Source organism: Janthinobacterium agaricidamnosum, from assembly GCF_003667705.1.
Classification (GTDB): domain Bacteria; phylum Pseudomonadota; class Gammaproteobacteria; order Burkholderiales; family Burkholderiaceae_D; genus Janthinobacterium.
Window position 1 is genome coordinate 1,838,746 of record NZ_CP033019.1, and the last position, 26,687, is coordinate 1,865,432.

The window sequence follows — 26,687 nt, forward strand, 5'->3', positions numbered from 1 at the left end:
GAAAAGCCTGCCGGCATTGTAGCGTGCCTGCCGTTCAGGGGGCGGGCGATTGCGGCGCCACGGCGGGCAGCTGCAGGGTGAAGGTGGTGCCGCTGGCGTCGCCGATGCTGCTGGTGGCGTCGATATGCCCGCCCAGCACGCCCGTGACGATGTTGTGCGCCACATGCAAGCCCAGGCCCGAACCACCGGAACCGAGCTTGGTCGTGAAGAAAGGGTCGTAGACGTGCACGAGGTCGTCGGCGGCGATGCCCACGCCCGTGTCGGCGATGGACATGGTGATCGTCTTCCCGTCGTCGCTGCCCCGCGCCCTGACGTTTATGGTACCGCCGCTGCGGCCCTCGAAGGCGTGGCGCAGGCAGTTTTCCAGCAGGTTGCTCAGCACCTGGCCCAGCGGACCGGGATAGCTGTCCATCGCCAGGCCCTCCGGCACGTCCTGCGTCAGGCTCAGGCCGGCGGCCTTGAGCTGCGTACACAGGGGTAGCATCAGCTCGGCCACGAACTGGCGCAGCAGGAAGTGGCGGCGTTGCGAACTGGCGCGGTCGACGGCGATCTGCTTGAAGCTCGAAACGAGGTCGGCCGCGCGCTGCAGGTTGCGCAGCATGATGGCGTCCGCCTCGCTGGCCTGGGTCAGGTAGGCGCCCAGTTCGGAGCGGCGCAGGCCATCGAGAAAGCTGGCCTGGATTTCGCGCGTGCGTTCGGCCATGGTGGTGGCCACCACCAGACCGTTGCCGATCGGCGTATTGAGTTCATGCGCGATGCCGGCGACGAGCGCACCGAGCGCGGCCAACTTGTCGCGGCGCACCAGTTCTTCCTGCGTGATGGACAGGTTTTCCAGCGCGGCGGCCAACTCGCGGTTCGTCTGCTCCGAATGTTCCTTGGCCTGCGTCAGGGCCGCCGTGCGTTCGGCCACCAGCTCTTCCAGGTGGGTGCGGTGGCGTTGCAGCTCGCGTTCATGGCGCATGCGGCCAATCGCGATGCCGGCCAGGTCGGTGGCCGTGTCGATCAGTTCCAGGTCGCGCGCATCGGGCTGGCGTACTTCGCGGTAGTACATGGCGAAGGAACCGAGCACGGCGCCATCCTGGCCGAAAATGGGTTGCGACCAGCACGCGCGCAAGCCGAACGGCGCGGCCAGCTCGCGGTAGGGCGCCCACAGCGGATCGCGCATGATGTCGCTGACCACCACCTGTTCGCGCAGGAACATGGCGGTGCCGCAGGAGCCCACGCCGGGGCCGATGGCCACGCCTTCTAGCAGGGCCATGTACTCGGTCGGCAGGCTGGGACCGGCCGCGCTGTGCATGTGGGTGCCGTCGTCGTCGAGCAGCATGATGGAGCACAGCACGCCGCGCGACTGGCCTTCGATCAAGAGCAGCAGCTGGTTCAGCGTGGGGATCAGGGGCGCGCCCTTGGCGACCATTTCCAGCAGGGCGCTCTGGCCCGAGCGCATCGCTTCGGCGAGGTTGCGTTCGGTCAAGTCGATGATGCGCGCATGCACGAGCTGGCGGCCCGGCACGGACAGGCGCATCAGGCGGATTTCGCAGGCGATCGGGTGGCTGTCGCGGTGGCAGCAGCTGGCGCGGAAAACGACGATCTTGCCTTGCAGGGTATCGCGGATCTTTTCTTCCAGCAGCTGCGGCGAGGCGCGGCCATCGCTCTGATGTTTGGGGAACAGCGGCTCCATGCCGCCTTGCAGCAACTCGGCCAGCGGCATGCCGAACAGTTCTTCGGCCAGGTGGTTGGCGTCGATCAGCAGCTCGTTGTCGATATCGAACAGCAGCACGGCGTCGGGTGAACCGGCCAATATCGAGTGGTAATTGACTTCCAGCGTTTGCGGATGCACGGGGCGCGGCGGCGTGGCGGCATGCGGCGCGGAAGCTTCGGCCTTGTGCAAGGCCAGTTCCATGAGGATTTTTTCCGCCACGTCGCGTGCATTGAAGGGCATCTTGATGTAGTCGGAAGCGCCGGCGCCCACGCTGCGGCCCTGCTCCTCGGCGCTGGGCGTGGCCGACATCAGCAGCAGGGGCACGCTGTGGCGTCCGCCCGCATTGCGCAGACGCATGCAGGTGGCGCCGATATTCGAGCCCGCCAGAGCCGCGTCGAGCAGGATCAGGTCCGTGCCGCCGGCCGCCAGTTCCACGCCTTCGTCGATATCGCCCGCCAGCCCCGTGCCCAGGTTATGCCGGTCCAGCACATACAGCAGTTCGCGCACTTCGTTTGGCGAATTGCTGACCAGCAGTACATTAGCCCGGTCGGTGATGGAAGAAATCAACTGATTCATGGTGTCGCGCCCTTACGCGGTTCATGGGCCTAGTATTACATCAAGGCAAGTAGGAGTAAACGATAATTCTTGATGATCAAAAGCAATCTGCTCAAGCCGCATTTTGCGCTGGCGGTGCCGCATCCAGGGCCGCGCGCGCCTGTTCGATGCGCGGGTAATTGTCTTCGATCCAGTCGACCAGCACGGCCAGGCGTTCGGCCGCCTCGCGCCCCAGCGGCGTGAGGCTGTATTCCACCTTGGGCGGGATCACCAGATACGCCTGGCGCAGCACGAAGCCGTCGCCCGCCAGCGCTTCCAGGGTTTGCGCCAGCATTTTTTCGCTGACGCCGCCCACTTCGCGGCGCAGTTCGCTAAAGCGCCGCGTGCCGCTCAGCAGCAGTACCAGCACCAGCACGGCCCAGCGGCTGGTCAGGTGGCTGAGCACGGCGCGCGACGGGCAGGTGGCCGCCAGCAGGTGCGCCTCCTGATTCTGGCGGGCGAGGGCGGCGCGCAGGCTGGCGCCGGGAGTGTCTGTGGGCATGATAGTTGGTCTTCAATGTGAGGGTAATCCATACTTACCAAAAGGTACGTACTTACAATAAGTAAGTAATGGCCCTATTATAGGGTTTTACCAGCCACCCTCCAAGGAGAAATCATGATCGTCATCACCGGCGCCACAGGCAATCTGGGCCAGCACGTCATTGCCAGCCTGCTCGCATCCGTTCCCGCAGCCAACATCATCGCCGCCGTGCGCAACCCGGCCAAGGCCGCCGGTCTGGCCGCCCGGGGCGTGCAGGTACGCCAGGCCGATTACAACGACGGCGCCAGCCTCGATGCGGCCTTCAAGGGCGCAACGAAAATCTTGCTGATTTCGTCGAGCGAAGTGGGCCAGCGCGCGCAGCAGCACCAGAACGTCATCGATGCGGCCAGGCGCGCCGGCGTTTCCCTGCTGGCCTATACCAGTGTCTTGCGCGCCGATACGTCGCCGCTGGGCCTGGCCGCCGAGCACGTGATCACGGAAGCGGCCATCCGCGCGTCCGGCCTGCCGTACACTTTCCTGCGCAACGGCTGGTATCTGGAAAACCATACGGAGCACCTGGCGCCCGTGCTCGAGCATGGCGTCGTGCTGGGCGCGGCGCAAAACGGCCGCTTCTCGTCCGCCGCGCGCGCTGACTACGCGGCGGCCGCCGCTGCCGTGCTGACGGCGGTCCAGCCGCAAGCGATCTATGAACTGGCCGGCGACCACGGCTTTACCCTGGCCGAGTATGCGGCCGAAGTGGCGCGCCAGTCGGGCAAGGCGATCGTCTACAAGGATTTGCCGCAGGTGGACTTCAAGGCGGCGCTGGTGGGCGTGGGCGTGCCGGAAGGGTTTGCCGAGTTGCTGGCCGATTCCGACGCGGGCGCGGCCAAGGGCGGCCTGGAAGACCATGGCAAGCAATTGAGCGCGCTGACAGGCCGTCCGACGACGACGCTGCTTGACGCCGTGAAGGCGGCGCTGGGCAAATAAGGGGAGGGAGGGCGCCATGGCAACACATGGCGTTCTGCAATGAAAAAAGCCGCAAACTCGTGAAAGTTTGCGGCTTTTTTGCGAATTAGGTAATGGTGCCCACGAAGGGACTCGAACCCCTACACCCGAAGGCACATGGACCTGAACCATGCGCGTCTACCAATTCCGCCACGTGGGCACTGATGCTGCTTGTTGCTTACTGCTGTATCTCACTACTGTACTGCGGACTACAACGAAAACAACTCGTTGCTGGTGGTGCCCACGAAGGGACTCGAACCCCTACACCCGAAGGCACATGGACCTGAACCATGCGCGTCTACCAATTCCGCCACGTGGGCATTGTGCTGCGTTTTGCTGCTGCTTGCTGTCTGCTGCGTGTTCTGCAGCGACGGACAAAATAATAAGGGTTGGCGGCGATTCGGTCAATGAACATTTTGCTCTTTTCTTCAAGAAACCCCCTTTTCCGCTGAAAAAAGGGTTTTCCCTATGAGAAATGGCGTAAAGCTGCCTGTTTTTTCAGCGTAGTCAGCGTCGTTGCTGCCATGCCAGTAGCATCAATGCCAGACATAACAGCGGGAAGGTGCCCGGCGCCGGGATGGCGTTCGGGGCGATATCCCAGCCGATGGCATCGAGGGCGATCAAGTCGTTCCAGCGCAGGCGCAATAATTCGCCGTATGCCACCGCCGGGTCCATGATGCCCAGGTGTAAATTGTCGCGCCAGTGGCTGGCCTGGTCGCCGTCGCCGTGAAAGCTGCCGTTGGCAAACAGCGGACCGCGCGTCGCGCCGCCATCGAGCGAGAAATACTTGTCGCGGTTGTCGGCCGTCCAGTCGATCACGCCGGCCGCGGCGCTTTCTGCCGAGTAGCGGAACAAGTCCAGTCCCGAGACGTAGGTAAATTCCGTGTCGTCATAGGGGCCGCCCAGCGGCGGCGAGTTGTAGTCGAGGATATCCACGCCGCTGAGAAAGCCCAGTGCGTGGCCGATTTCATGCATGGCCACGCCGATGAAGTCGATGCTGTGGGCGCCGATGCCATTGCCGGGATCGAAATCGAAGTTGAAATCGCTGTTGAACTGGATGAAGCCGTCGCAATTGCCGATGCAGCCGTCCAGCGATTGCGGCGGCGGCGCCAGGCCGACGGCCTTGGCTTCGGCATTGCTCAGGGATAAATACTGATTGTTGGCGTCGCCATTGTTGTCGAGATAGGGCAGGGCGCTGCCGGGTCCGTTGGGGCTGTTGGCCGTGCGGTTGATCAGCATGCCGAAGCTGTCGCCCGTTGGCAGGTGCGCCAGCGCCCGCTGGTCGATGGTGGACGTGGCGTCGGCGGCCAGGGCGCCGCGAAAGTCGCTGTAGCGGTAAAACGCTTCCGACGAGCCCGTTTGCCCCAGGATGTTGCCGCCCAGCGAATTGAAGCCCACCGTCAGCTCGATGGTGACATTGTCTTTCAGGACGCGCGACCAGCGCGCGGCCGCCGCCTGGAATCCCTGCTGCGCCTGCAGCGAAGTGCCGGGTACGTATTGCAGATTGAACAGGGGCGAGGCGATAGTGCTGATAGGTAACATCAAGGCGAGGACGGCGACGAGGCTTTTCATGGCGGCGCTCCGGCAATGGCGATGCCATCGTGCAGGCAAGAAGCGTGCTCACTCGTAAAATCAAGGACTTGGCGCGTGCGCAGCCGTCAACTGTCAAGAATGCCGACAGGGTTTGCTGGGGCTGGAAATGAAAAGAGCCGCAAACTCGTGAAAGTTTGCGGCTCTTTTGCGAATTTTGGTAATGGTGCCCACGAAGGGACTCGAACCCCTACACCCGAAGGCACATGGACCTGAACCATGCGCGTCTACCAATTCCGCCACGTGGGCACTGATGCTGCTTTGCTGCTTGTCGCTGCGTGTTCTGCAGCGAGGACAAAATCATAAGGGCTGGCGCGCATTCGGTCAATCAACATTTTGCACTTTTCTTAAAGAAATACCTTTTCCACCTGAAAAAAGGCATTTCCCTAGGAATGGAGGATGGATGCAGCTGTTTTTTTAGCAAAAACAGGCGTTTGGCGCTTATTGGGGCAGGGTGATGGTTTGCGTGCCTATCTGCAGCAAGCGTCCGCCAGACACCGGCTGCAATGAAGTTGGCACCGATTTGCAGCCGATATCGAGCACGATCAGGAACTCTGCCGCCATGGCCGGGCTGGTCTTGACGTAGGCGGCATGCTGCTGGCTGGCTTCGAGGGGCGGATTGGGGGCGCTAAAGCCGGACAATTGCTCCTCGTCTGGCCGTAGTGATTGCAGGCAAAGTGATGCCGTGCCATTTTCTATGCTGGCTCGGCCATTCGGGTAAAGGTACAAGGTATTGAGTGCATGGATGTTCCATTCGAAAGTGCGGGCCGTCGCGGAGGTCAGCTTGTCGAGTACTACCACCACGTCATTCTGGCGCGAGTACCATACCTGGCGCCTGGCCAGGCTCAGGTCGTTGCTGTAGGCGGCGCTGGCATCGCCTTCCACATAGTCGAGGTCCGTACCGTGCGTGAAGGCCGTGATCTTGCCGTTTTTGTAGCGCGTCTCGTAATGGCCTTCGACGAGTTGGCCTTTTCCGCCATCAAATGTGATGGCGTTATGCGCGCGCGACTGGCGGTACCAGCTTTTCGAGAGCGGCGATGCATAGTAGTCCTGGTAGCCGGCTTCGATCAGCAGTGGTTTGTTGCCGCTGTTGATGACCAGGCTGTTTTGATCGCCGTGGCTGTGATTGAAGGCTCCAAACGGACTCGATTTGAAGTAGACGGAAGTGCGGGCAGCATTGCTGATGTCGCTATGCATGGCCGCCCAGCCAATGCTGGGAAAGAGCATGGCGTTGGGCGGTGCTTCGGGTGCGACCGTATCGGCGGGAAGCGGGTAGGGCGCCTGCAGCAGGGTGATGGGATTTTCTTGTGCGCCTGGCTGGTTGCTGTACCAGGCGGCCGCTGGCGTGGCTTGCCGTGCTACATATGCCTTCAGGAGTGCCGGGTCCGGTTTGCTTTCATGGACATCGCCGAAGACATGGCGCGGTGCGTTCGGTGGAATGAACTGCATGAAATAATTGGAGAATCCCGCCGTCCAGGGTTTGTTGAACAGGCTGACGCCAGTGGCTTCGGCCAGCGGCTGCCATAATTGCATTTGCATGTCGGTGGTGTACTGGCCATACGCCGAGCCGTTGGCAAAGCCGCCTTCCGGGCCACTCCAGACGTGGACGATATGCATGTACGAGCGCACGGCGAAGTTGAACCAGGCTTGCGCTTCCGGTCTGGCATCGAGCAGCAGGGTTGAGGTGGCGGCAAGGTAACCGAGCGCCTCGACGCCGTGCGAGTCCATGGGGGACTGGTCCAGACGTCCGCCGGCGATGGACAGGTCCGCATAAATCGGTGTCAGCCGCTGCGCGGCGACCGACAGCCAGTGCGCGCGGCGAGGTGCGTCCAGATCCAGCCACAGAAAATCGGCGCCCTTCGCAAGTACCAGGGCAATCATGCGCGCGACCTGATCCTGCGCCTTATAGCTGGTGGGGCCCTCCGGATTCAGCGCGGCCAACTGGTCGCCGCGCAGTATGGCTTCGTCCAGATATCTGCGTTCCTGTGTCAGGCGAAACAGGAGGGCGGCCGCTTCCATCTGCCGGATCACGGCGCCGGCGGCATTGGCAATGCGGTTGTACTGGCCGCTATCGTTGGGCTGGGTCCACAGGCCATCGTGGACGCTGGCCACGGCGGTGGTATTCAGATTGACCTCACTCACGAGGCGGTTCAGGAAGGGGCGCCGTTTGCTGTTCATGGCGGCATCCCAGGCGCTTGCTTGCGCAAAGGAGGCTGGCAACTGGCGCGGGCGCGGGTGGGCTCGCACGGTGGCCGCCAGCTCGGACGATTCGGGAACGACAAAAGTGCGTGAATTGCTGTCGATGGTAAATGGCCGCTTATTGGACCAGTCGGGGGACGTCGAGAGAGGGCTCACGCGCCATTCATAATTGCCTGGCGGCAGTGCGCTTGACGGCAGCAGGAAGTTGCGCGAAACGGTGTGGGTGCTTGCTGTGCCCTCAGCCGGCAAAATCTCCACGACATATTGCGCGGGATAGCTGGCATGGCGCGGCCAGGCAAAGGAAGGGGGATTTTGCACCTGCAAAGTCACCTGTTCGGGCGCCGGTTTGACGATTTCGGGGCTGCTGGAACGGGTGGTCACCCAGTCGGTCGCCTGGCTGGTGCCAGCGCCGAGGCTTAATACGATGAGGCTGCTGAAAAGAATCCGTTTGTGTTTGCCGGGCCTGCATGTCATGACGTCTCTCCGTAATGCTGTTGCCAGCCACGCGCGATGCGTGGCATGGGGGAGATGTCAATATACTATTAAATGGAATGCAAATATTCTTTTTTGATAATTATTTGGCGTTCGATGTGCTGCATCGGAAATGAAAAAAGCCGCAAACTCGTGAAAGTTTGCGGCTTTTTTGCGAATTAGGTAATGGTGCCCACGAAGGGACTCGAACCCCTACACCCGAAGGCACATGGACCTGAACCATGCGCGTCTACCAATTCCGCCACGTGGGCACTGATGCTGCTGTGACTTATTACTTTACTGCTCGAGTACTTGTTGCAAAATAACTTTACAGCAATTCTGCTATTATAGCGACTTGAAGAGTTTTGCGCCAGATGAGCTTTCGCTCCATACTGCACATCAACCCTGTACCGCTTTCCTGCAACTGCATTCCCGTGAAGGTTTGTTGCTGCAAGAGACCGAGATTATAGAGCAATATTTGCCGAAGTCAAATGCATTGCGCAGCTTTTCTCCTTTTTTTCATCGGCGGGGCACTTGTTCGGTTTCCGCTACGCTGTGCGTTAGGCAAACCAAGGCGTCCTCCGGTACACTACCGCACATCACCGTGTCAATATTGACGGTGATGTCATCGGTCTTTGTCTTCCGTTTGATCACTGTCAATAACAACTATAGAAATACTTTTGAGCCAAAATACCCACACCATCCCCAGCCGGGAGGACATTCTCGGCATATTCCGCAGCGTCAACGCGCCTCTCGACCCGCAGTCTCTCGGGAAAACGCTGCAAGTGCATGCCGATTCCATGGATGTCCTGGTCCGTCGCCTGAAGGCGATGGAGCGCGACGGCCAGCTCAAGTCTGACGCCAGCGGTGTTTTCAGCCTGGCCGACCAGAGCGCGCTTGTCGCCGGTCGCGTCATGAGCCACCGCGACGGCTTCGGCTTTGTCATTCCCGACGACGCCAGCGCCGACCTGTTCCTGCCCGAGAAAGAAATGCAGAAAGTTCTGCATGGCGACAAGGTCATGGCCCGCATCGTCGGCACGGACCGCCGCGGCCGCCCGGAAGGCACGATCGTTGAAGTCACGCAGCGCGCCAATACCCACGTCATCGGCCGCCTGATCCAGGAAAACGGCACCTGGGTCGTGGCGCCGGAAGACCAGCGCATCGGCCAGGACATTCTCGTCACCGGTTCGGTGGGCAAGGCGAAAGCCGGCCAGATCGTCAGCGTCGAGCTGACCGAGCAGCCGATGCGCTTCAAGCAGCCGGTCGGCAAGATCGTCGAAGTGCTCGGGGCGCTCGATGACCCCGGCATGGAAATCGAGATTGCCGTGCGCAAATTCAATGTGCCGCACATCTTTTCCGCCGCCGCCCTCAAGCAAGCTGAAAAACTGCCATTCGAAGTGCGCGCCGCCGATCTGAAAGACCGCGTCGACCTGCGCGACGTGCCGCTCGTCACCATCGACGGCGAAGACGCGCGCGACTTTGACGATGCCGTGTATTGCGAACCCGTCAAGGTAGGCCGCGCCAACTGCTTCCGCCTGATCGTGGCGATTGCCGACGTCAGCCATTACGTGAAACCGAACGACGCGCTCGATATCGACGCGCTCGAACGCAGCACGTCCGTCTACTTCCCGCGCCGCGTGATCCCGATGCTGCCGGAAAAACTGTCGAATGGCCTGTGTTCGCTGAACCCGGCCGTCGACCGTTTGACCCTCGTCTGCGACGCCGTCGTCAGCGACAAGGGCGAACTGAAGGCTTACCAGTTCTACCCGGCCGTGATTCACTCGGCCGCGCGCCTCACGTATGACGAAGTCGCTGCCGTGCTGGGCAATACCAAGGGACCTGAAGCGGCACGCCGCGCGGACATCCTGCCGCACCTGCAGAACCTGGAAGCCGTCTACCGCGCCTTGCTGAAAGCACGCACGGAGCGGGGCGCCATCGACTTCGAGACGACGGAAACGTATATCGTCTGCAACAGCGCTGGCAAGATCGAAAAGATCATCCCGCGCACGCGCAACGAAGCGCACAAGATCATCGAAGAGTGCATGCTGGCGGCCAACGTCTGCGCGGCTGATTTGTTGCTGCGTAATAAGCATCCAGGCACCTACCGCATCCACGCCAGCCCGACCAAGGAAAAGCTCACGCAAGTGCGTACTTTCCTGAAACAGGTTGGCTTGAACCTGACGGGCGGCGACACGCCGTCGGCATCCGATTACCAGACCCTGATGCAGCAGATCAAGCAGCGTCCCGATGCGGCTCTGCTGCAAACGATGCTGCTGCGCTCGATGCAGCAAGCCGTCTACAGCCCGGACAATATCGGCCACTTCGGCCTGGCTTACGAGGCGTATGCCCACTTCACCAGCCCGATCCGCCGCTATCCCGACCTGCTGACGCACCGCGCCATCAAGGCCATTTTGCAAGGCAAGAAATACGAGCCGAAACTGTCCGATAAGGTCGTGCTGAACACCAACGTGTCGAACGCCACGCGCAAGCAGCTGGCGAAGGACAAGGCCGACGGCAAGCCGAAGAAGACGGACCTGACCATCTGGGACGCGCTGGGCGTGCATTGCTCGGCCAACGAGCGCCGCGCCGATGAAGCGTCGCGCGACGTGGAAGCCTGGCTCAAGTGCTACTTCATGCAAGATAAGCTGGGCGAAGAATTCACCGGCACCATCACCGGCGTGACCACCTTCGGCGTCTTCGTGCAGCTCGACACCCTGTTTGTCGAAGGCCTGGTGCACGTCACCGAGCTCGGTACCGACTACTTCCAGTACGACGATGCGCGCCATGAATTGCGCGGCGAACGCACGGGCAAGCGCTACCAGCTGACCGACCGTTTGACGGTGCAAGTGGCGCGTGTCGACCTGGAAACGCGCAAGATCGACCTGCGTCTGGTCACCGATGCGGAACTGGCGGGCGAAGAAGCGCCGGCCAAGCAGTCTGACGGCAAGCGCAAGGGCGAAAAGAAGTCGATGGTCAAGCCCGGTCCCGCGACCGAGCAGCGCCATGAAATCAAGGCCAGCGGCAACAACGGCGGCAAATCCGGCAATGGTTCCGGCGGCCCTGCCAATGGCGCCAAACCTGCCGCCAAGGCGCAAACCAAGGCAGCGCCGCAAGCAGCAGCCCCCAAGGCCGCCGCGCCGAAGCGCAGCAAGAAACCAGCCGCGGCACCCGCTGCGGCGGCACCACGAGCAGCAAAAACTGTATCAAAATCAAGCAAGAACAAGCGATAAAAGAAACGATAACAAATGAAGAATAAAATGATTTTCGGCTTCCACGCCGTCACTTCGCGTCTGCGTCATGAAGCGTCGTCCGTGGAAGAAATTTTCGTCGATGCCAGCCGCGTCGACGGCCGCATGAAGGACATGATCGCCGCCGCCAAGGCGGCCAACGTGCGCGTCATGCCCGTCGATTCGTCGCGTCTCGATAAAATCGTCGGCACGCGCCGCCATCAGGGCGTGATCGCGTTTGCGTCGCAGCTGTCGCTGGCGCGCAATCTCGACGAGCTGCTGGACGCCATCGATGGCCCGCCGCTGCTGTTGATTCTCGACGGTATCACCGACCCGCATAACCTGGGCGCCTGCCTGCGCGTGGCCGACGGCGTCGGCGCACATGCCGTCATCGTGCCGAAGGACCGCGCCGTGGGCTTGAACGCCACGGCCGCCAAGGTTGCCAGCGGCGCCGCCGAAACCGTCCCGTACATCACCGTGACGAACCTGGCGCGCACCATGCGCGAACTGAAGGACCGCGGCATCTGGCTGATCGGCACCTCGGACGACGGCGAAAAAGGCTTGTACGAAGCCGATTTCACGGGCCCGACGGCCCTCGTCATGGGTTCCGAAGGCGAAGGCATGCGCCGCTTGACGCGCGACACCTGCGACATCCTCGTCAGCATCCCGATGTTCGGCTCCGTCGAGAGCCTGAACGTGTCCGTGGCATCGGGTGTGTGCCTCTACGAAGCCCGCCGCCAGCGCATTGCGCTGGAAGCCTAAAAAACGTCCATGGCGGCGTTGCATTGCCTCGCCGTACATTCGTACTGTCTTCGGCAATGCGCCTTGCCCTGAACGTTTTGTAGCGCTTCCAGAAAATCAGCCGCCGCCCTTGAGGCGGCGGTTGTTTATCTGCCTCTCCGGCAGCACGCCGCCGAATACGCTACCATTTGCATTCCACCTTATCCATTTTCATTATGTTCCACCACCTGCGCGAAGACATCAACAGCATCATTGAACGTGACCCGGCCGCCCGCAATGGCTGGGAGGTGCTGACCTGTTATCCGGGCCTGCACGCCATCGTCATGCACGGCTGGGCGCACTGGTGCTGGACGCGGCACATGAAATGGGTGGGGCGCTTCATTTCGTATATCGCCCGCATCATCACGGGCATCGAAATCCATCCCGGCGCCGTCATCGGCCGGCGCGTCTTCATCGACCACGGTTTCGGCGTGGTGATCGGCGAGACGGCCGTCGTCGGCGACGATTGCACCATCTACCAGGGGGTTACCTTGGGCGGCACCTCGCTGCACAGCGGCGCCAAGCGCCATCCGACCCTGGAGCGCGGCGTCATCGTCGGCGCCGGCGCGCAGGTGCTGGGCAGTTTTACCGTGGGCGAGTACGCCAAGGTGGGCTCGAACGCCGTGCTATTGAAACCCGTGCCGTCCGGCGCCACGGCCGTCGGCAACCCCGCGCACATCGTGCAAAAGGATGTCAGCGCCTTGCGCGAAGGCAGTACGGCGCACCTGTTCGCCGCGTATGGCGTCACGCCCAACGGCGACGATCCGCTGTCGAAGGCCCTGCAAGGCCTGATCACGCATGCCGTGGCGCAGGAGCAGCGCATCGAAACCATCCTCGCCACCCTGAAGGCGGCGGGCATCTGCTGCCAGGGCGTGCCCGAGTGTGATAAATTCGATTCCGAGCAAATGAACAAGCTGGTTGATTAAGGATACAGGCATGAATACTGATGTGACGGCAGGCGAAAAAAGCAATGACAATCCGAATCTGCTCGATCCCTTCGAGATCCGCGTGCTGGCCGTGCTGGCCGAAAAGGAAGCGCTGACGCCGGACAGCTACCCGCTCTCGCTGAACGCGCTGACGAACGGCTGCAACCAGCTGTCGAGCCGCGACCCCGTCATGGCCCTCTCCGAGGAAACCGTGTACGACGTGCTGCAGCGCTTGATGCAGCGCAAGTTCGTCAACGGCATCACGCAGGCGGGCGCGCGGGTCGCCAAGTACGAACACCGTATGCGCATCAAGTGGTCGCTGGAACAGGACAAGCTGGCCATCCTGACGATCTTGATGCTGCGCGGCTTGCAGACGGCGGGCGAAATCCGCAGCCGCAGCGGCCGTGTGCACGAATTCAAGTCCGTCGCCGAGGTGGAATCCGGCCTGCAATTTTTGATCGACAAATACCCGCCGCTGGTGGCGAAGCTGGCCGTCGCCCCCGGCGCCAAGGAACCACGCTACGGCCATTTGCTGGGCGGCGAGGAAGCGCTGGCGCAAATCGAGACGGCGGCAGGTTACGCTGGTGCCGTCAGCGCGCCGCAGCAGGGCAGCAGGGTGGCCCAGCTGGAACAGGAAGTGCTGCAGCTGCGCAGCGATTTCGACGGCCTGGCGGCGCAGTTCGAGGCGTTCCGCAAGCAATTCGAATAAGCAGCCTTCACGCATGCGTTTTTCCTTCCTGTGCCGCGCCTGCGGCGAGACTCACACGGGCATGCCCAGCTTCGGCGCCGACGCGCCGTGGCTGGTTGAGCAGATGGCGCCCGCCGAGCGCGAAACGCGCTGCCAGCTCGACAGCGACGCCTGCATCGTCGATGAAGAACACTGCTTCGTGCGCGCCACCATCGACATCCCCGTGCATGGCTCGGATGAACCATTCAGCTGGGGCGTGTGGGTGTCGCTGAGCAGCGAGAGCTTCGATGCGTGGGATGCCTGTTTCAATGACGCCAGGCGCACGCATATCGGCCCCTTCTTCGGCTGGCTCAGCACGCAGCTGCCCGTGTATCCGGCTACCCTGAACCTGAAAACCCGTGTACACCTGCGCGACGACGGCATGCGTCCGTACCTCGAGCTGGAGCCGACCGGCCATCCGCTGGCGGTGGAACAGCGCGACGGCATCACGGCCGAGAGGGTGGCCGAGCTGTATGTGCGGCTCGTGCATGACGCGTGACAGGAGCCGCTCCCTGTCAGTCCGCCCGCGTTTCCGGTATCATTCGGCATGAATAATATTTCCTTCCAACCGTTTGTTATTGGTGTCGCTGGCGGAAGCGGCAGTGGCAAGTCAACCGTATCACAGCAGGTGCTGGCGTCGTTCGGTGCCGACATGGTCTCGGTCGTGATGCAGGACGACTATTACTGCGACCAAACCCATCTCTCCCCTGAAGTCCGGCGCCAGCAGAATTACGACCATCCGCAGGCGTTCGAGTGGCCATTGCTGGTGCAGCACATCCAGGCCTTGCGCAATGGCGAAGCGATCGAGATGCCGGAGTACGACTTCACGCTGCACAACCGCTCCAACAGGACCATTCCCGTCAAGCCGGCGCCGGTGATTGTGATCGAAGGCCTGTTTGCCTTGTATGACGAAGACTTGCGCAACATGATGTCGCTGAAGATCTTTGTCGACACGGCTTCCGACGTGCGCTTCATCCGCCGCATGCAACGCGATATCACCGAACGCGGCCGTTCTGTGGAAAGCGTCATCGAGCAGTATCTGGAAACGGTACGCCCGATGCACAAGCAATTCATCGAACCGACCAAGCGCAATGCCGATGTGATCTTGCCGCACGGCGCCAACGGTCCCGCGGTCGACATGATCACGGCCAAGGTGGCCAGCGTGATCGGCCGGTTGACGCGGGCCTGATCCCCGCCGGTCCGCTGCGAGTATGCCGGGCCGGCATACGCGTTACGCGTGCAGGGCGCCGCCCAAATCCTCCCATCATGGAAGAGGGGACTCAGCCTTCCTCGCGCCAGCGGCGCAGGCGGATGGCGGCGTAAATCAGCGCCGTACCTGCCGCCGCACCCAGCCACACGGCTGGCGAGGCCAGGCTGGACCAGGAGTTGCTGAACACATCAGTGCGCGTCGCGTGCGATCCCCCCTCTGCCAGCGCGTGCATCTGCGGCAGCAGGTCCGGCTCGAACAGATACCAGCTGCCGGGGAGGGTGCCCAGCAGGGCGCGTCCGATGACGTTCATCTGTATCCAGTCGACGCCGCTTTCCGTCTGCGTCAGCTTGCCGGCCCAGACGGCCAGGATGAGCAGCAGCAGCGGCACGCCGACGGCCCACAGGAAGACTTTCGACTTGGCCCAGCTCGATACCATCAGCAGCCAGCCGACCGTCGGCAAGGCCCACAGGCAATACACGGGCAGCAAGCCGAACACGCGCAGCGGTCCCAGATACAGGCCGGGCGTGGCGAGCAGTTCGGCGAACACATGGATGCCGTTGACCGCCAGCACGCCGCTCAGGATCAGCACCAGGAGCAGCGAGGTCACGCTGGCGGCGGCGGCCACGATCAGCGGCGCGACGAGCAGGGCGATGGCCGCTTTCGACAGCACCGTCTGGGCATCCGAGATGGGCAGCGATTTCCAGAACAGCACGCTGCGGTCGCGGCGGTCTTCATGCAGGGCGCTCAGGCAATAGAAAAACACGAGAAAGCCCAGTGCCAGGAACAGCGGCGCGGCCGCGTACGTGTAGTTGTTGGCGACGGCGTCGATGATTTCCGTGCGGCGCGGGCCGAAGGTGCGGGTATTGAAGACGGTGCTCCAGGACACTTCTTCGCCATTGACGATCAGCGCCGTGCGCATCTTGGTCTTGGCGATGGTGCCTATCGTCACCAGGGCGCCCAGCACGGTCATGACGACGCCGATCAGGGCGGGCGTCCACACCAGCATGCCCTTGTGTTCCCACAATTCACGCCGGATCAGCCATTGCATCTTGTTTGCAGGGGAAATACTCATTGGTACGATCCTTTCATGGTCGCGACAAACAGGTCAGCCAGGCTGGGCGTGCGGACTTCGCCCAGGGCCGCCAGCTGGGTGCGGGCGACGCCGTCGAACAGCATCACCGACTTGCCGAACACGCTGCGTTCGCTGATCGGCTGCAGCGCGCGCGCCGGATTGACGTGCTGCGGTCCCACCATCACCTCGATATAGCGCTCGCCCACTTCTTCCATGCTCGAGGCCAGCACGATCTTGCCGTCGCGAATAAACATCAGGTCGCTCAGGATGTGTTCCACTTCCTCGATCTGGTGCGTGGTGATGACGATGGTCTTGTTTTCATCGAAATAGTCTTGCAGCAGGTTCTGGTAGAACTGCTTGCGGTACAGAATGTCCAGCCCCAGGGTCGGCTCGTCGAGCACCAGCAGTTTGGCGTCGATGGCCATCACCAGCGCCAGGTGCAGCTGCACCACCATGCCTTTCGACATGGCCTTGACCTTCATCTTCGGCGCCAGCTTGGTGTGGGCCAGATAGCGCTCGGCCTTGCTGCGGTCGAAACGTGGATGCACGCCGGCAACGAAATCGATGGCGTCGGCCACGCGCAGCCAGCCCGGCAGGATGGCCACGTCGGCGATGAAGCATACGTCGTCCATCAGCGCGTCGCGCTGCAGGCGCGGATCGCGTCCCAGCACCGACAGCTGGCCTTCGAAGCCCGTCAGGCCCAGGATGGCTTTCAGCGTGGTGGTCTTGCCCGAACCGTTCGGCCCGATCAAGCCGACGATGCGCCCCGGCGCGATATCGAAGCTGATGCCGTCGATGGCGACTTGCTTGCCATACTGCTTGCGCAGGCCGCGGGCGCTGATGACGCTGTCCTTGTTCAATGCATTCATGCGCTCTCTCCGTGTGCGCCACTGTCGCGGCTCGCCTGCAGTAGTTGCTCGAGGTTAAGGTCCAGTTGCGTGATGCGTTCCAGCATCGCCGGCCATTCTTCGCGCATGAAGCGCTCGCGTTCACTGGCCAGCAATTTGTCGCGGGCGCCTTCCAAGACATACATACCGAGTCCTCTGCGTTTTTCCACCAGGGCATCGTCGACCAGTTCCTGATAGGCGCGCGAAACCGTGATGGGATTCAATTGATAATCGGCCGCCACCTGGCGCACCGAAGGCAGGGCGTCGCCGGACTGCAGCACGCCATCGAGCATCATGCCCACCACCCTGGCCTTGAGCTGGCGGTAGATGGGGCTATTGTCATTCCATTCCGCGCTCATGGGATGCGCTCCCACAAGGGCGTGGCCGTGCGGCGCGTGAAAAATGCTGTAGGCATCGAAGCTCCGTGATGTAGTTGATCGGTGTTGTAGTTAACTATAACACTAAGTCTCAAAGAGTCAACACGTATTTTCAGGCCAGCCGCGCATGCAGGTCCAGCGCATTGAACAGGGCTGCGCCGGCCGCCGTGTTATCGAAGATGCACCAGCTGCCCGCCTGCGCCGATGTGTGCAAGTCGGCGGCCAGCGCCGCCAGGTAGCCGGCCGGGTAGTCCGAGTAATAAATCTTTGGGCTGCCGTGCAGGCGCAGGTAGGCCACGCTGGTCGTCGGTATGTGCGGCCCCGGCTGTCCCGCAGGCGGATCGGCCCGCACGCGCGTGATGCCTTGCAGCGTCAATAGTTCGGTCGCGCCCGCCTCGAACCAGCTGGGGTGGCGCGCTTCGCAGGCGAGCATGCCGTCGAAGCGCTGGCGCAGCGCATGGAAAAATGCGGCGGCCACGTCGGCCTCGAAACGCAGGCTGGGCGGCAGCTGCACCAGCACGCAGCCCAGTTTATTCCCCAGTTGCATGACCTCTCCCGCGAAGCGATCCAGTTCGGCCGCACAGTCGCGCAAGCGCCGTTCGTGCGTGATGCTTCGCGGTAATTTCACGCTGAAGCGGAAATGCTCGGGCACGCTGGCGGCCCAGCGCGCGTACGTGGAGGGCTGGTGCGGACGGTAGAAGGAACTGTTGATTTCCACGCAGTCCAGTACCTGGGCATAGCGCTGCAGGTGGCTGCCATCGAGGGGGAAGCGGCTGGCGGCGGCGCTGGCGATGCTCCAGCCAGCCGTGCCGATGTAAACGGTATGCATGGCGCCATTACAGCAAGGCCAGGCGGGCGCGGCTATCGGACAAACACCCGTGCGGCCGTCGGCGCAGGCCTAGTCGACGATCTCGCCGTTCAGGTCGTGGCGCGTGATGTTGCCGCGCGTATCGATGGCGATCCAGCCGCCGCGCGGCTGTTGTGGCGGCGTCACGTCGCATTCCCAGTCGGGCAGGACATAGCGCAAGGTATTGTCGACCTGGTGCAGGGCGGGGCGGTGCGTATGGCCGTGGATCATGACGGTGCTCGCATGTTCGGCAAACACTTGCGCGACAGCATCGGGGGTGACATCCATGATGTCCATGGATTTTTCGCCATTATGCTCGCGGCTGCTCTGACGCAAACCATCGATGATGGCCTTGCGCTGCGCCAGCGGCATGGACAGGAACTGTTTTTGCCAGGCGGGCTGGCGCACCATGGCGCGAAACTCCATGTAGCTGACGTCTTTCGTGCATTCGGCGTCGCCATGCAGCAAGACGATGCGCCGGCCGGCAATCGTGGCCACGTGCGGTTCGCTGAGCAGCGTAGCGCCGGCGGCGGCGGCAAAGCCGGAGCCGACAAGAAAGTCGCGGTTGCCGGCGATCCAGTAGACGTGCACGCCAGCATCGCTGACGGCGCGGATGGCGGCCGTCATGCGCGCATTGAACGGGTCTTCCAGGTCATCGTCGCCGGCCCAGTATTCGAACAGGTCGCCTAATAGATACAGCGCTTGCGCATATTGCGCATGATGTTCCAGGAAAGAAAGAAACGCCGCGCTGGTGCGCGGGTGCGAGCTCTGCAGATGCAGGTCGGAAATAAAGAGTGCGGCAGGCATTGTCATCGTTCAACGCTCCCAAAAAGTGATGTAGATGGAGAGGCGCCAACGCGGCAATGCCTGTGATTCATGATGCCTGAGCCGAATTACGCGGCTTCTACCTTCTCGATGATGACGTCGGTCACTGGCACATCGGCGAACATGCCGGCGCGCGAGGTTTTCACGGCGCGGATGGCGTCGACGACTTCCTTGCCGTCGGTAACTTTACCGAACACGGCGTAACCCCAGCCGTCCTGGCCTGGGTAGTCGAGGAAGCTGTTGTTCTTGATGTTGATGAAGAACTGGGCCGATGCCGAGTGCGGGTCCGACGTGCGGGCCATGGCCAGGGTGTAGGTATCGTTTTTCAGGCCGTTCTTGGCTTCGTTTTCCACGGTGGTGTCGGCAGGCTTCTGTTTCATGCCTGGCTCGAAACCGCCGCCCTGGATCATGAAGCCGTCGATGACGCGGTGGAAGATCGTGTTGTCGTAGTGGCCGGCTTTCATGTAGGCCAGGAAGTTGGCAACCGTTTTCGGCGCTTTTTCGGCGTCCAGTTCAGCGGTGATCTTGCCCAGATTGGTGGTGATGATGACGGAGGTCATGATGATCCTTAATAAATTGGATGAATAATTGATTCAGCGGCGCCAAGCAGGCCGGCGCCGCAAAAACGCTATTTTACAGTTTTGCGGGCGCGGGCTTGAGTAAAGTCGCCGATTCGATCACCACGGGGGTGACGGGCACGTTCTGGTGCGGTCCCTTGTCTGTCACGGGCACGGCCTTGATCTTGTCGACCACGTCCATGCCTTTGATGACTTTGCCGAACACCGTGTAGCCGAAGCCGTCGCGGCCAGGGTAGTCGAGCGCGCCGTTATCATTCACGTTGATAAAGAATTGCGCAGTGGCCGAATGCGGATCGCCCGTGCGCGCCATGGCGATGCTGTAGGTGACGTTTTGCAAGCCGTTTTGCGCTTCATTCTTGATCGGCGCCTTGGTGGCTTTCTGCTTCATGTTCTTGTCGAAGCCGCCGCCCTGTATCATGAAGCCGTCGATGACGCGGTGAAACACCGTGCCCTTGTAATAACCGCTTTTGACATACTGCAAGAAATTGGCGACGCTTTGCGGCGCTTTTTCCTGATTCAGTTCCAGCACGATTTCGCCCATGCTGGTTTTCAGGGCCACATGGGGCGTGGGGTCGAGGGCGGTCGCCGGAGCGGCCGCCACGACGGCGCTGCCCAGCGTCAGGCCGGCAAACAGGGTGCAAAAGCGGGCCAGGAAAGACAGGCGTTTCGATTTGGTTTCTTGCATGAAGGCGTCCTTGATCGTTATTTTTCTCTAAACTTGCTTTAATTGTAAAGAGCTGAAAATTCGGTTGAACATCGTAAAAACCTGATTCATATCGGGCCAGTATGGTTTTTATCAATGTTATACTTGACCGCTAACGCCCCAATTCTAACAAACAAGAACAACAATATAGCGGGTCGACAGTTTTCGGCGCACACGGCAGTTCAGTGGCGCGGCACCCCCGGTGTCCGCGCCTGTCTGTCGTTTTGCCAGGCTGGCGGCCGCTTCACTTGCAAAGTACGATGAGCAATCTAAAGATTTACAACACCCTGGCTCGCGAGAAGCAGGTATTCGTCCCGATGGAAGCGGGCAAGGTACGCATGTACGTCTGCGGCATGACCATCTACGATTATTGCCATATCGGCCATGCGCGCATGATGATGGCCTTCGACGTCATCTACCGCTGGCTGAAGGCGTCCGGTTTCGACGTCACCTATGTGCGCAACATTACGGACATCGACGACAAGATCATCCGCCGCGCCGTGGAAAACGGCGAGACGATTTCCCAGCTGACGACGCGCTTCACCCAGTACATGGATGAAGACACGGCCGCGCTGGGCATTTTGACGCCCGACCACACGCCGCGCGCCACCGAGTACGTGCCGCAGATGCTGCGCCTGATCGAGCAGCTCGAAGCGAAGGACCTGGCCTACCAGGGGGCCGACGGCGACGTCAATTACGCCGTGCGCAATTTCCCCCACTACGGCAAGCTGTCGGGCAAGTCGCTCGACGACCTGCGCGCGGGCGAGCGTGTCGACGTCAACACGGGCAAGCGCGATCCGCTCGACTTCGTGCTGTGGAAGTCGTCGAAGGAGTCCGAGCCGGAAGAAGTCAAATGGGATTCGAAGTGGGGCAAGGGCCGCCCGGGCTGGCATATCGAGTGCTCGGCCATGTCGTGCGCCTTGCTCGGTGAACAATTCGACATCCATGGCGGCGGCGCGGACTTGCAATTCCCGCACCACGAAAACGAGATCGCCCAGTCCGAAGGCGCGTTCGGCCACACCAGCGTCAATTACTGGATACATAACGGTTTCGTGCGCCTGGACAATGAAAAAATGTCCAAGTCGCTCGGCAATTTCTTCACCATCCGCGAAGTGCTGCAAAAGTTCGATGCCGAAGTGATCCGCTTCTTCATCCTGCGCGCGCATTACCGCAGCCCCCTGAATTACTCGGACGTGCACCTCGATGATGCGCGCCTGTCGCTGACGCGCCTGTACACGGCGCTGGCCGACATGGCGGTGGAAGAGGGCGCCATCGACTGGAGCGAAGCGCATGCCGTGCGCGTGCGCGAAGCGATGGACGACGATTTCAATACGCCGCTGGCCGTGGCGGCCCTGTTCGATCTGGCAACGGAAGTCAACAAGAGCAAATCGCCCGCCCTGGCGCGTCAATTGAAGGGCCTGGCGGGCGTATTCGGCTTGCTTGAGCGCACGCCGCAGCAATTCCTGCAGGCGACCGTCGGCGCCGCCGGCGGCCAGGACGAGGCGGCCGGCATCGAAGCGGCCATCGCGGCGCGCAGTGCGGCGAAAAAGGCGCGCGACTTTGCCCAGTCCGACAAAATCCGCGCGGAATTGTTGGCCGCAGGCATCATTCTTGAAGACAAGCCTGACGGCTCGACCAACTGGCGCCGCGCATGATGGCGACGTCCAGGGAAAACGGGGAAGCGCCAGTAATCGCTGCGCAGGTGATCCAGGTGCCGCATTACTGGGAAGAGGCGAAGATCGAGCTGATGAAGCGCGACCGCATCATGAAAAAACTCATCCCGCAGTTTGGCGACCTGCACCTGGTCGGCCACAGCGACCCGTTTACCACCCTGGCCCGTTCGCTGGTGGGGCAGCAGATCACGCCCAAGGCGGCTGATGCCGCCTGGAAAAAGCTGCTGCTGGCTTGCCCGAAATGCACGCCTTCGCAAGTATTGAAGGCTGGCGCCGAGCAATTGTCCGCCTGCGGTTTGTCCAAACGCAAGACCGAATACATCCTCGACCTGGCCGACCATTTCAAGGCCAAGCGCGTGCACGCGAGCCAGTGGGACCAGATGGATGACGAAGCCGTCATCGCCGAACTGGTGCAGATCCGCGGCATCGGCCGCTGGACAGCCGAGATGTTTCTGATATTTAATCTGCTCCGGCCGAATGTCTTGCCGCTTGACGACCCTGGTTTGATCCAGGGCATCAGCGTCAATTATTTCTCCGGCGAACCCGTTTCCCGCAGCGATGCGCGCGAAGTTTCCGCCAATTGGGAACCGTGGCGCACCGTGGCGACGTGGTATTTGTGGCGCAGTCTCGACCCTGCAGCCGCCCCTGCCGCATCCGATACAGCCCCCGGCGCACCAGCCGGTACGGTAAAATAAACATAGATGACGCCGCGCGCCCTGGCGCCGTGGCCGGTAAAACCTGGAGGTACAATGACTAAAACGACTTTCCTCAATTTTGAACAGCCGATCGCGGAACTCGATTCCAAGATCGAAGAGTTGCGCTTCGTGCAAGACGATTCGGCCGTCGATATCTCGGAAGAGATCGACCGCCTGGCCAAGAAGAGCCAGCAGCTGACCAAGGATATCTACGCCAAGCTGACCCCTTGGCAAGTGGCGCAGATCGCGCGCCACCCGCAACGCCCCTACACCATGGATTACGTGAATGAAATCTTTACCGATTTCCACGAATTGCATGGCGACCGCAGCTACGCGGACGATCTGTCCGTCGTCGGCGGCCTGGCCCGCTTCAACGGCCAGCCGTGCATGGTCATCGGCCACCAGAAGGGCCGCGACACGAAAGAGCGCGCCATGCGCAATTTCGGCATGCCGAAACCGGAAGGCTACCGCAAGGCCATGCGCCTGATGAAAGTGGCGGAAAAGTTCAACCTGCCCATCTTCACCTTTGTCGACACGCCAGGCGCCTTCCCCGGCATCGACGCGGAAGAGCGCGGCCAGTCGGAAGCGATCGGCCACAACCTGTACGTGATGGCCGAACTGAAAGTGCCGCTGATCGCCACCATCATCGGTGAAGGCGGTTCCGGCGGCGCACTGGCCATCGCCGTGGGCGACGCCGTGCTGATGCTGCAATACTCGACCTACGCAGTGATCTCGCCGGAAGGCTGCGCCTCGATCCTGTGGAAGAGCGCCGAGCGCGCCTCCGATGCGGCCGAAGCGCTGGGCCTGACCGCCCACCGCCTGAAAGCCATGGGCCTGATCGACAAGATCATCAACGAACCGCTGGGCGGCGCCCACCGCGATCCGAAACAGATGGCCACCTTGCTCAAACGCGCACTGGCCGACACCCTGCGCCAGTTCCAGGGCATGAAAACCAAGGACCTGCTGGCCGCGCGCCACGAAAAACTGCTGAGCTACGGCAAGTTCAAGGAAACCACGCCGAGCGAGTAAGCCAGCGCAAGTCGGCGTAGGTCGACGTGGGTCGACGTAGGTCGGCGTAGGTCGGCTTAGCGCAGCGTAAGCCGACAAGACGTAAGCCGACAAAATATCAAGAGTTACTAGGGACAGTCCGCTAAACGACACCATCCGTTTAGCCGCCTGTCCCTCTTTGCATTCCCGGAGTCCGAATGAAAAAGCAACAAACCGCCACCGTGCCCGACATCTTCGCCCGCGCGCTGGACGCCTGCGCACCTGCACCCGGCAGCACCGTCGGCATCGCCCTGAGCGGCGGCCTCGATTCCGCGGCCCTGCTGCACCTGGCGCATGCCTGGGCGCAAGAGCACGGCGTGGCCTTGCACGCGTTTCACGTGCACCATGGCCTGAGTCCGAACGCCGACGCCTGGCTGGCCCACTGCGCGCAGTTGTGCGCCGGCATGGGTATCGCCTTCGAGGCACGCAAGGTCACCCTGGAAAAGAATGCGAAGACGGGCACGGAAGAGGCGGCCCGCAAGCGCCGTTACGCGGCCCTGGGTGAATTGTGCGCCGCGCACGGCGTGCGCCTGCTGCTGACGGCCCACCACCAGGACGACCAGGCGGAAACGGTGCTGCTGCAATTGCTGCGCGGCTCCGGCACGGCAGGGCTGTCCGGCATGGATGGCGCCAACAGCGCGCCCGAGCTGCTGGGCAATCCGGACCTGGTGATGGCGCGCCCGCTGCTTTCCGTGTCGCGCAAACAACTCGAAGCGTACGTGGCGAAGCATGCGATCGCGCACATCCATGACGAATCGAACGACGATCCCCGCTTTGCCCGCAATGCCTTGCGGCACCAGGTGATGCCCGTGCTGGCGCAGGCCTTTCCCGGTTTTCAGGAACGCTTCGCCCGCAGCGCCCAGCACGCGCAATCGGCGCAGCGCCTGCTGACGGAACTGGCGACGCAGGATCTGGCAATGTGCCTCGATGGCGACTGCATCGAACTGGCGAAATTGCGCGCGCTGAGCGCGGACCGCTGCTACAACCTGCTGCGCCACTGGTTCGGCACGCGCGGCTTGCGCATGCCGTCGACGGCATGGCTGGCGGAAATGCTGGCGCAATTGCTGGAAGCGCGGCCCGATGCGCAATTGCTGGTCACGCATCCCGAATGCCACGTGCGGCGCCACCGCGACCGGCTGTACCTGACGCCCAAGCTGAATGACCTTGCCGGCATGCGCGAGCGTGACGACGCGGGTATTCCCGGCCTGGAAAAGGCCGGCCAGCAATTTAGCTGGCAGGGCGAAGCGAGCCTGGCGTTCCCCGCGTATGGCGGCGTGCTGCATTTCGATGCGGTGGAAGACGGCGGCCAGGGTATCGATATTGCCTGGTTGCAAGCCCAAACCTTGACGATCGACTTCCGCCAGGGCGGCGAGCGCTTGAAGCTGGCCTTGAACCGTCCCACCAAGAGCTTGAAATACCATTACCAGGCGTTCGACGTGCCCGCCTGGGAGCGCGAACGCCTGCCGCTTGTCTGTGCGGCGCAACAATTGCTGTATGCGGCGGGTATCGGCCTCGACTGCCATTGTCTGAGTCTGCTGGACCGTCCTCGCGTGACCTTGCGCTGGCTCTCCTGCTGAGCGCAGGGGCAGCCTCCACGGCCACTCTCGCGGTGATCGCCAAGTGGCTGCTCCAGCCAGCTGGACTGTATGGATTGGTTATTTCCATATGTACAATTGGTATGAGCTAATGCGCTTTTTAGCTTGTTATTTTGCATTGCGGCATGTAGAGTAAAGCCCTCCTTTTTTATTCTTCTTGAGCGGAAACTTCACTCTTATGGCTTTAATCGTCCACAAATATGGCGGTACGTCGATGGGCTCGACTGACCGTATCAAGAATGTCGCCAAGCGCGTTGCCAAGTGGCACGACGCCGGGCATCAAATCGTGGTGGTGCCATCCGCCATGTCGGGCGAAACCAACCGCCTGATTGGACTGGCCAAGGAAATCATGGATCAACCCGATCCCCGTGAACTTGACATGATCGCCTCGACAGGCGAACAGGTGTCCGTCGGCCTATTGTCGATGGCACTGCTGGCGATCGGCAAACAAGCCGTATCCTATGCTGGCTGGCAAGTCGCGATCAAGACCGATTCCGCCTTTACCAAGGCACGCATCCAGTCGATCGATGACGAAAAAGTCAAACGCGACCTCGATGCGGGCAAGATCGTCATCATTACCGGTTTCCAGGGCGTCGACGAACACGACAACATCGCGACCTTGGGCCGCGGCGGTTCCGACACCTCGGCCGTGGCGATCGCCGCCGCCATGAAGGCGTCCGAATGCCTGATCTTCACGGACGTCGACGGCGTCTACACGACCGACCCGCGCGTGGTTTCCGAGGCGCGCCGCCTGAAGACCATCACCTTTGAAGAAATGCTGGAACTGGCTTCGCTGGGTTCCAAAGTGCTGCAAACGCGTTCGGTGGAATTTGCCGGCAACTACCGCGTTCCCACGCGCGTGCTGTCGTCGCTGACCGACCCGATGTTGCCGCTGGAAATAGAAGCCAATTCAGGCACCCTGATTTCGTTTGAGGAAGATACAAACATGGAACAAGCAGTCATCTCCGGCATCGCCTTCAACCGCGATGAAGCCAAAATCACCGTGCTCGGCGTGCCCGACCGTCCAGGCGTGGCCTACCACATCCTGGGACCGGTGGCGGACGCGAATATCGAAGTCGACATGATCATACAGAATCAGTCGGTCGACGGTAAAACGGACTTCACCTTCACCGTCTCGCGCGGCGAATACACGCGCGCGCTGGCCGTGCTGGAGGCGAACCGCGAAGCACTGGGCGCGGCCAGCATCACGGGCGACGCGAAAGTGTCGAAACTGTCCGTCGTCGGCGTGGGCATGCGCAGCCACGTGGGCGTCGCATCGCAAATGTTCCGTACCTTGTCGGAAGAGGGAATCAACATCATGATGATCTCCACTTCCGAGATCAAGATCTCCGTGCTGATCGATGAAAAGTACATGGAACTGGCCGTGCGCGCGCTGCATAAAGCGTTCGAGCTGGAAAAAGCTTAAATATCCAAAAATATTGCCCCACGCCCTTGACCAAAGGGGGGGCAATCGATATT

At 61.6% G+C, this 26,687-nt stretch carries 23 protein-coding genes and 4 tRNA genes; 12 read left to right on the plus strand and 15 right to left on the minus strand.

The features are described from left to right. Positions 1-34: 34 nt before the first annotated feature. Entirely contained in the window at positions 35-2,275 is a 2,241-nt protein-coding gene (locus D9M09_RS08430; protein WP_121669041.1) for an ATP-binding protein, read from the minus strand. Positions 2,276-2,366: 91 nt separating this feature from the next. Further along, the gene (locus D9M09_RS08435; RefSeq protein WP_070218077.1) at positions 2,367-2,795 is read right to left on the minus strand and encodes a winged helix-turn-helix transcriptional regulator; all 429 of its coding nucleotides are present in this window, start codon (positions 2,793-2,795) and stop codon (positions 2,367-2,369) included. A 114-nt stretch (positions 2,796-2,909) separates the two neighbouring features. Here D9M09_RS08435 and D9M09_RS08440 point away from each other — a divergent pair, with 114 nt between their 5' ends. Next, on the plus strand, positions 2,910-3,761 hold the full coding sequence (locus D9M09_RS08440) for an SDR family oxidoreductase (RefSeq protein ID WP_121669042.1): 852 nt from the start codon (positions 2,910-2,912) through the stop codon (positions 3,759-3,761). A 93-nt stretch (positions 3,762-3,854) separates the two neighbouring features. On the opposite strand, the gene D9M09_RS08445 is transcribed toward D9M09_RS08440, so the two are convergent. From D9M09_RS08445 to D9M09_RS08470, 6 genes are all read right to left on the minus strand, one after another. Continuing rightward, positions 3,855-3,939, minus strand: a tRNA-Leu gene (locus D9M09_RS08445). A gap of 75 nt (positions 3,940-4,014) precedes the next feature. Next, positions 4,015-4,099 (minus strand) — tRNA-Leu (locus tag D9M09_RS08450). Between the two features lie 187 nt (positions 4,100-4,286). Beyond that, on the minus strand, positions 4,287-5,351 hold the full coding sequence (locus tag D9M09_RS08455; protein ID WP_121669043.1) for an NF038122 family metalloprotease: 1,065 nt from the start codon (positions 5,349-5,351) through the stop codon (positions 4,287-4,289). A 182-nt stretch (positions 5,352-5,533) separates the two neighbouring features. Beyond that, positions 5,534-5,618, minus strand: a tRNA-Leu gene (locus D9M09_RS08460). 192 nt (positions 5,619-5,810) lie between these two features. Then, on the minus strand, positions 5,811-7,949 hold the full coding sequence (locus tag D9M09_RS08465; RefSeq protein WP_240453590.1) for a heparinase II/III domain-containing protein: 2,139 nt from the start codon (positions 7,947-7,949) through the stop codon (positions 5,811-5,813). 277 nt (positions 7,950-8,226) lie between these two features. Further along, positions 8,227-8,311: transfer RNA gene (locus D9M09_RS08470), tRNA-Leu, on the minus strand. Between the two features lie 408 nt (positions 8,312-8,719). Here D9M09_RS08470 and rnr point away from each other — a divergent pair. The 6 genes from rnr (at position 8,720) to udk (ending at position 14,888) form a co-directional block, all read left to right on the plus strand. Continuing rightward, the gene (gene rnr, locus D9M09_RS08475) at positions 8,720-11,269 is read left to right on the plus strand and encodes a ribonuclease R (RefSeq protein ID WP_121669045.1); all 2,550 of its coding nucleotides are present in this window, start codon (positions 8,720-8,722) and stop codon (positions 11,267-11,269) included. A gap of 15 nt (positions 11,270-11,284) precedes the next feature. After that, entirely contained in the window at positions 11,285-12,028 is a 744-nt protein-coding gene (gene rlmB / locus D9M09_RS08480; protein ID WP_058048541.1) for a 23S rRNA (guanosine(2251)-2'-O)-methyltransferase RlmB, read from the plus strand. A 194-nt stretch (positions 12,029-12,222) separates the two neighbouring features. Beyond that, entirely contained in the window at positions 12,223-12,972 is a 750-nt protein-coding gene (cysE, locus tag D9M09_RS08485; RefSeq protein WP_034784004.1) for a serine O-acetyltransferase, read from the plus strand. 10 nt (positions 12,973-12,982) lie between these two features. Continuing rightward, the gene (locus D9M09_RS08490) at positions 12,983-13,681 is read left to right on the plus strand and encodes a YceH family protein (RefSeq protein WP_070221306.1); all 699 of its coding nucleotides are present in this window, start codon (positions 12,983-12,985) and stop codon (positions 13,679-13,681) included. Positions 13,682-13,694: 13 nt separating this feature from the next. Next, positions 13,695-14,198, plus strand: coding sequence for a DUF2199 domain-containing protein (locus D9M09_RS08495; protein ID WP_121669046.1), 504 nt, complete (start codon positions 13,695-13,697; stop codon positions 14,196-14,198). A gap of 48 nt (positions 14,199-14,246) precedes the next feature. Further along, entirely contained in the window at positions 14,247-14,888 is a 642-nt protein-coding gene (udk, locus tag D9M09_RS08500) for a uridine kinase (protein ID WP_070221308.1), read from the plus strand. Positions 14,889-14,979: 91 nt separating this feature from the next. Here udk and D9M09_RS08505 read toward each other — a convergent pair whose 3' ends face one another. The 7 genes from D9M09_RS08505 to D9M09_RS08535 all read right to left on the minus strand — a co-directional run bounded on the left by D9M09_RS08505 (position 14,980) and on the right by D9M09_RS08535 (position 20,147). Further along, entirely contained in the window at positions 14,980-15,981 is a 1,002-nt protein-coding gene (locus D9M09_RS08505) for a hypothetical protein (protein WP_070289842.1), read from the minus strand. Beyond that, on the minus strand, positions 15,978-16,850 hold the full coding sequence (locus D9M09_RS08510) for an ABC transporter ATP-binding protein (RefSeq protein ID WP_070221310.1): 873 nt from the start codon (positions 16,848-16,850) through the stop codon (positions 15,978-15,980). Before D9M09_RS08510 ends, D9M09_RS08505 begins: the two co-directional genes overlap by 4 nt. Then, on the minus strand, positions 16,847-17,227 hold the full coding sequence (locus D9M09_RS08515; RefSeq protein WP_086138305.1) for a GntR family transcriptional regulator: 381 nt from the start codon (positions 17,225-17,227) through the stop codon (positions 16,847-16,849). The genes D9M09_RS08510 and D9M09_RS08515 overlap by 4 nt, the downstream gene beginning before the upstream one ends. A 130-nt stretch (positions 17,228-17,357) precedes the next feature. Beyond that, positions 17,358-18,074, minus strand: a complete 717-nt coding sequence (locus D9M09_RS08520; protein ID WP_121669047.1) for a DUF72 domain-containing protein — start codon at positions 18,072-18,074, stop codon at positions 17,358-17,360. A gap of 69 nt (positions 18,075-18,143) precedes the next feature. After that, positions 18,144-18,899, minus strand: a complete 756-nt coding sequence (locus tag D9M09_RS08525; protein ID WP_070221313.1) for a UDP-2,3-diacylglucosamine diphosphatase — start codon at positions 18,897-18,899, stop codon at positions 18,144-18,146. Between the two features lie 86 nt (positions 18,900-18,985). Continuing rightward, positions 18,986-19,477, minus strand: a complete 492-nt coding sequence (locus D9M09_RS08530; RefSeq protein WP_071326571.1) for a peptidylprolyl isomerase — start codon at positions 19,475-19,477, stop codon at positions 18,986-18,988. Between the two features lie 73 nt (positions 19,478-19,550). Then, positions 19,551-20,147 (minus strand): peptidylprolyl isomerase, encoded by a 597-nt coding sequence (locus D9M09_RS08535; RefSeq protein WP_430886695.1) that lies wholly within the window; start codon positions 20,145-20,147, stop codon positions 19,551-19,553. Positions 20,148-20,458: 311 nt separating this feature from the next. On the opposite strand from D9M09_RS08535, the gene cysS reads away from it, so the two are divergent. The 5 genes from cysS to D9M09_RS08560 all read left to right on the plus strand — a co-directional run bounded on the left by cysS (position 20,459) and on the right by D9M09_RS08560 (position 26,634). Then, positions 20,459-21,853, plus strand: a complete 1,395-nt coding sequence (gene cysS / locus D9M09_RS08540; RefSeq protein WP_121669048.1) for a cysteine--tRNA ligase — start codon at positions 20,459-20,461, stop codon at positions 21,851-21,853. Next, a complete protein-coding gene (locus tag D9M09_RS08545; protein WP_070221359.1) occupies positions 21,853-22,566 on the plus strand; it encodes a DNA-3-methyladenine glycosylase family protein in 714 nt (237 codons plus the stop codon). Before cysS ends, D9M09_RS08545 begins: the two co-directional genes overlap by 1 nt. Before the next feature lie 54 nt (positions 22,567-22,620). Further along, entirely contained in the window at positions 22,621-23,595 is a 975-nt protein-coding gene (locus tag D9M09_RS08550; RefSeq protein WP_034784047.1) for an acetyl-CoA carboxylase carboxyltransferase subunit alpha, read from the plus strand. A gap of 176 nt (positions 23,596-23,771) precedes the next feature. Continuing rightward, positions 23,772-25,190, plus strand: coding sequence for a tRNA lysidine(34) synthetase TilS (gene tilS, locus D9M09_RS08555; protein WP_070221316.1), 1,419 nt, complete (start codon positions 23,772-23,774; stop codon positions 25,188-25,190). Positions 25,191-25,386: 196 nt separating this feature from the next. Then, a complete protein-coding gene (locus D9M09_RS08560; RefSeq protein ID WP_070221317.1) occupies positions 25,387-26,634 on the plus strand; it encodes an aspartate kinase in 1,248 nt (415 codons plus the stop codon). Positions 26,635-26,687 lie beyond the last annotated feature (53 nt).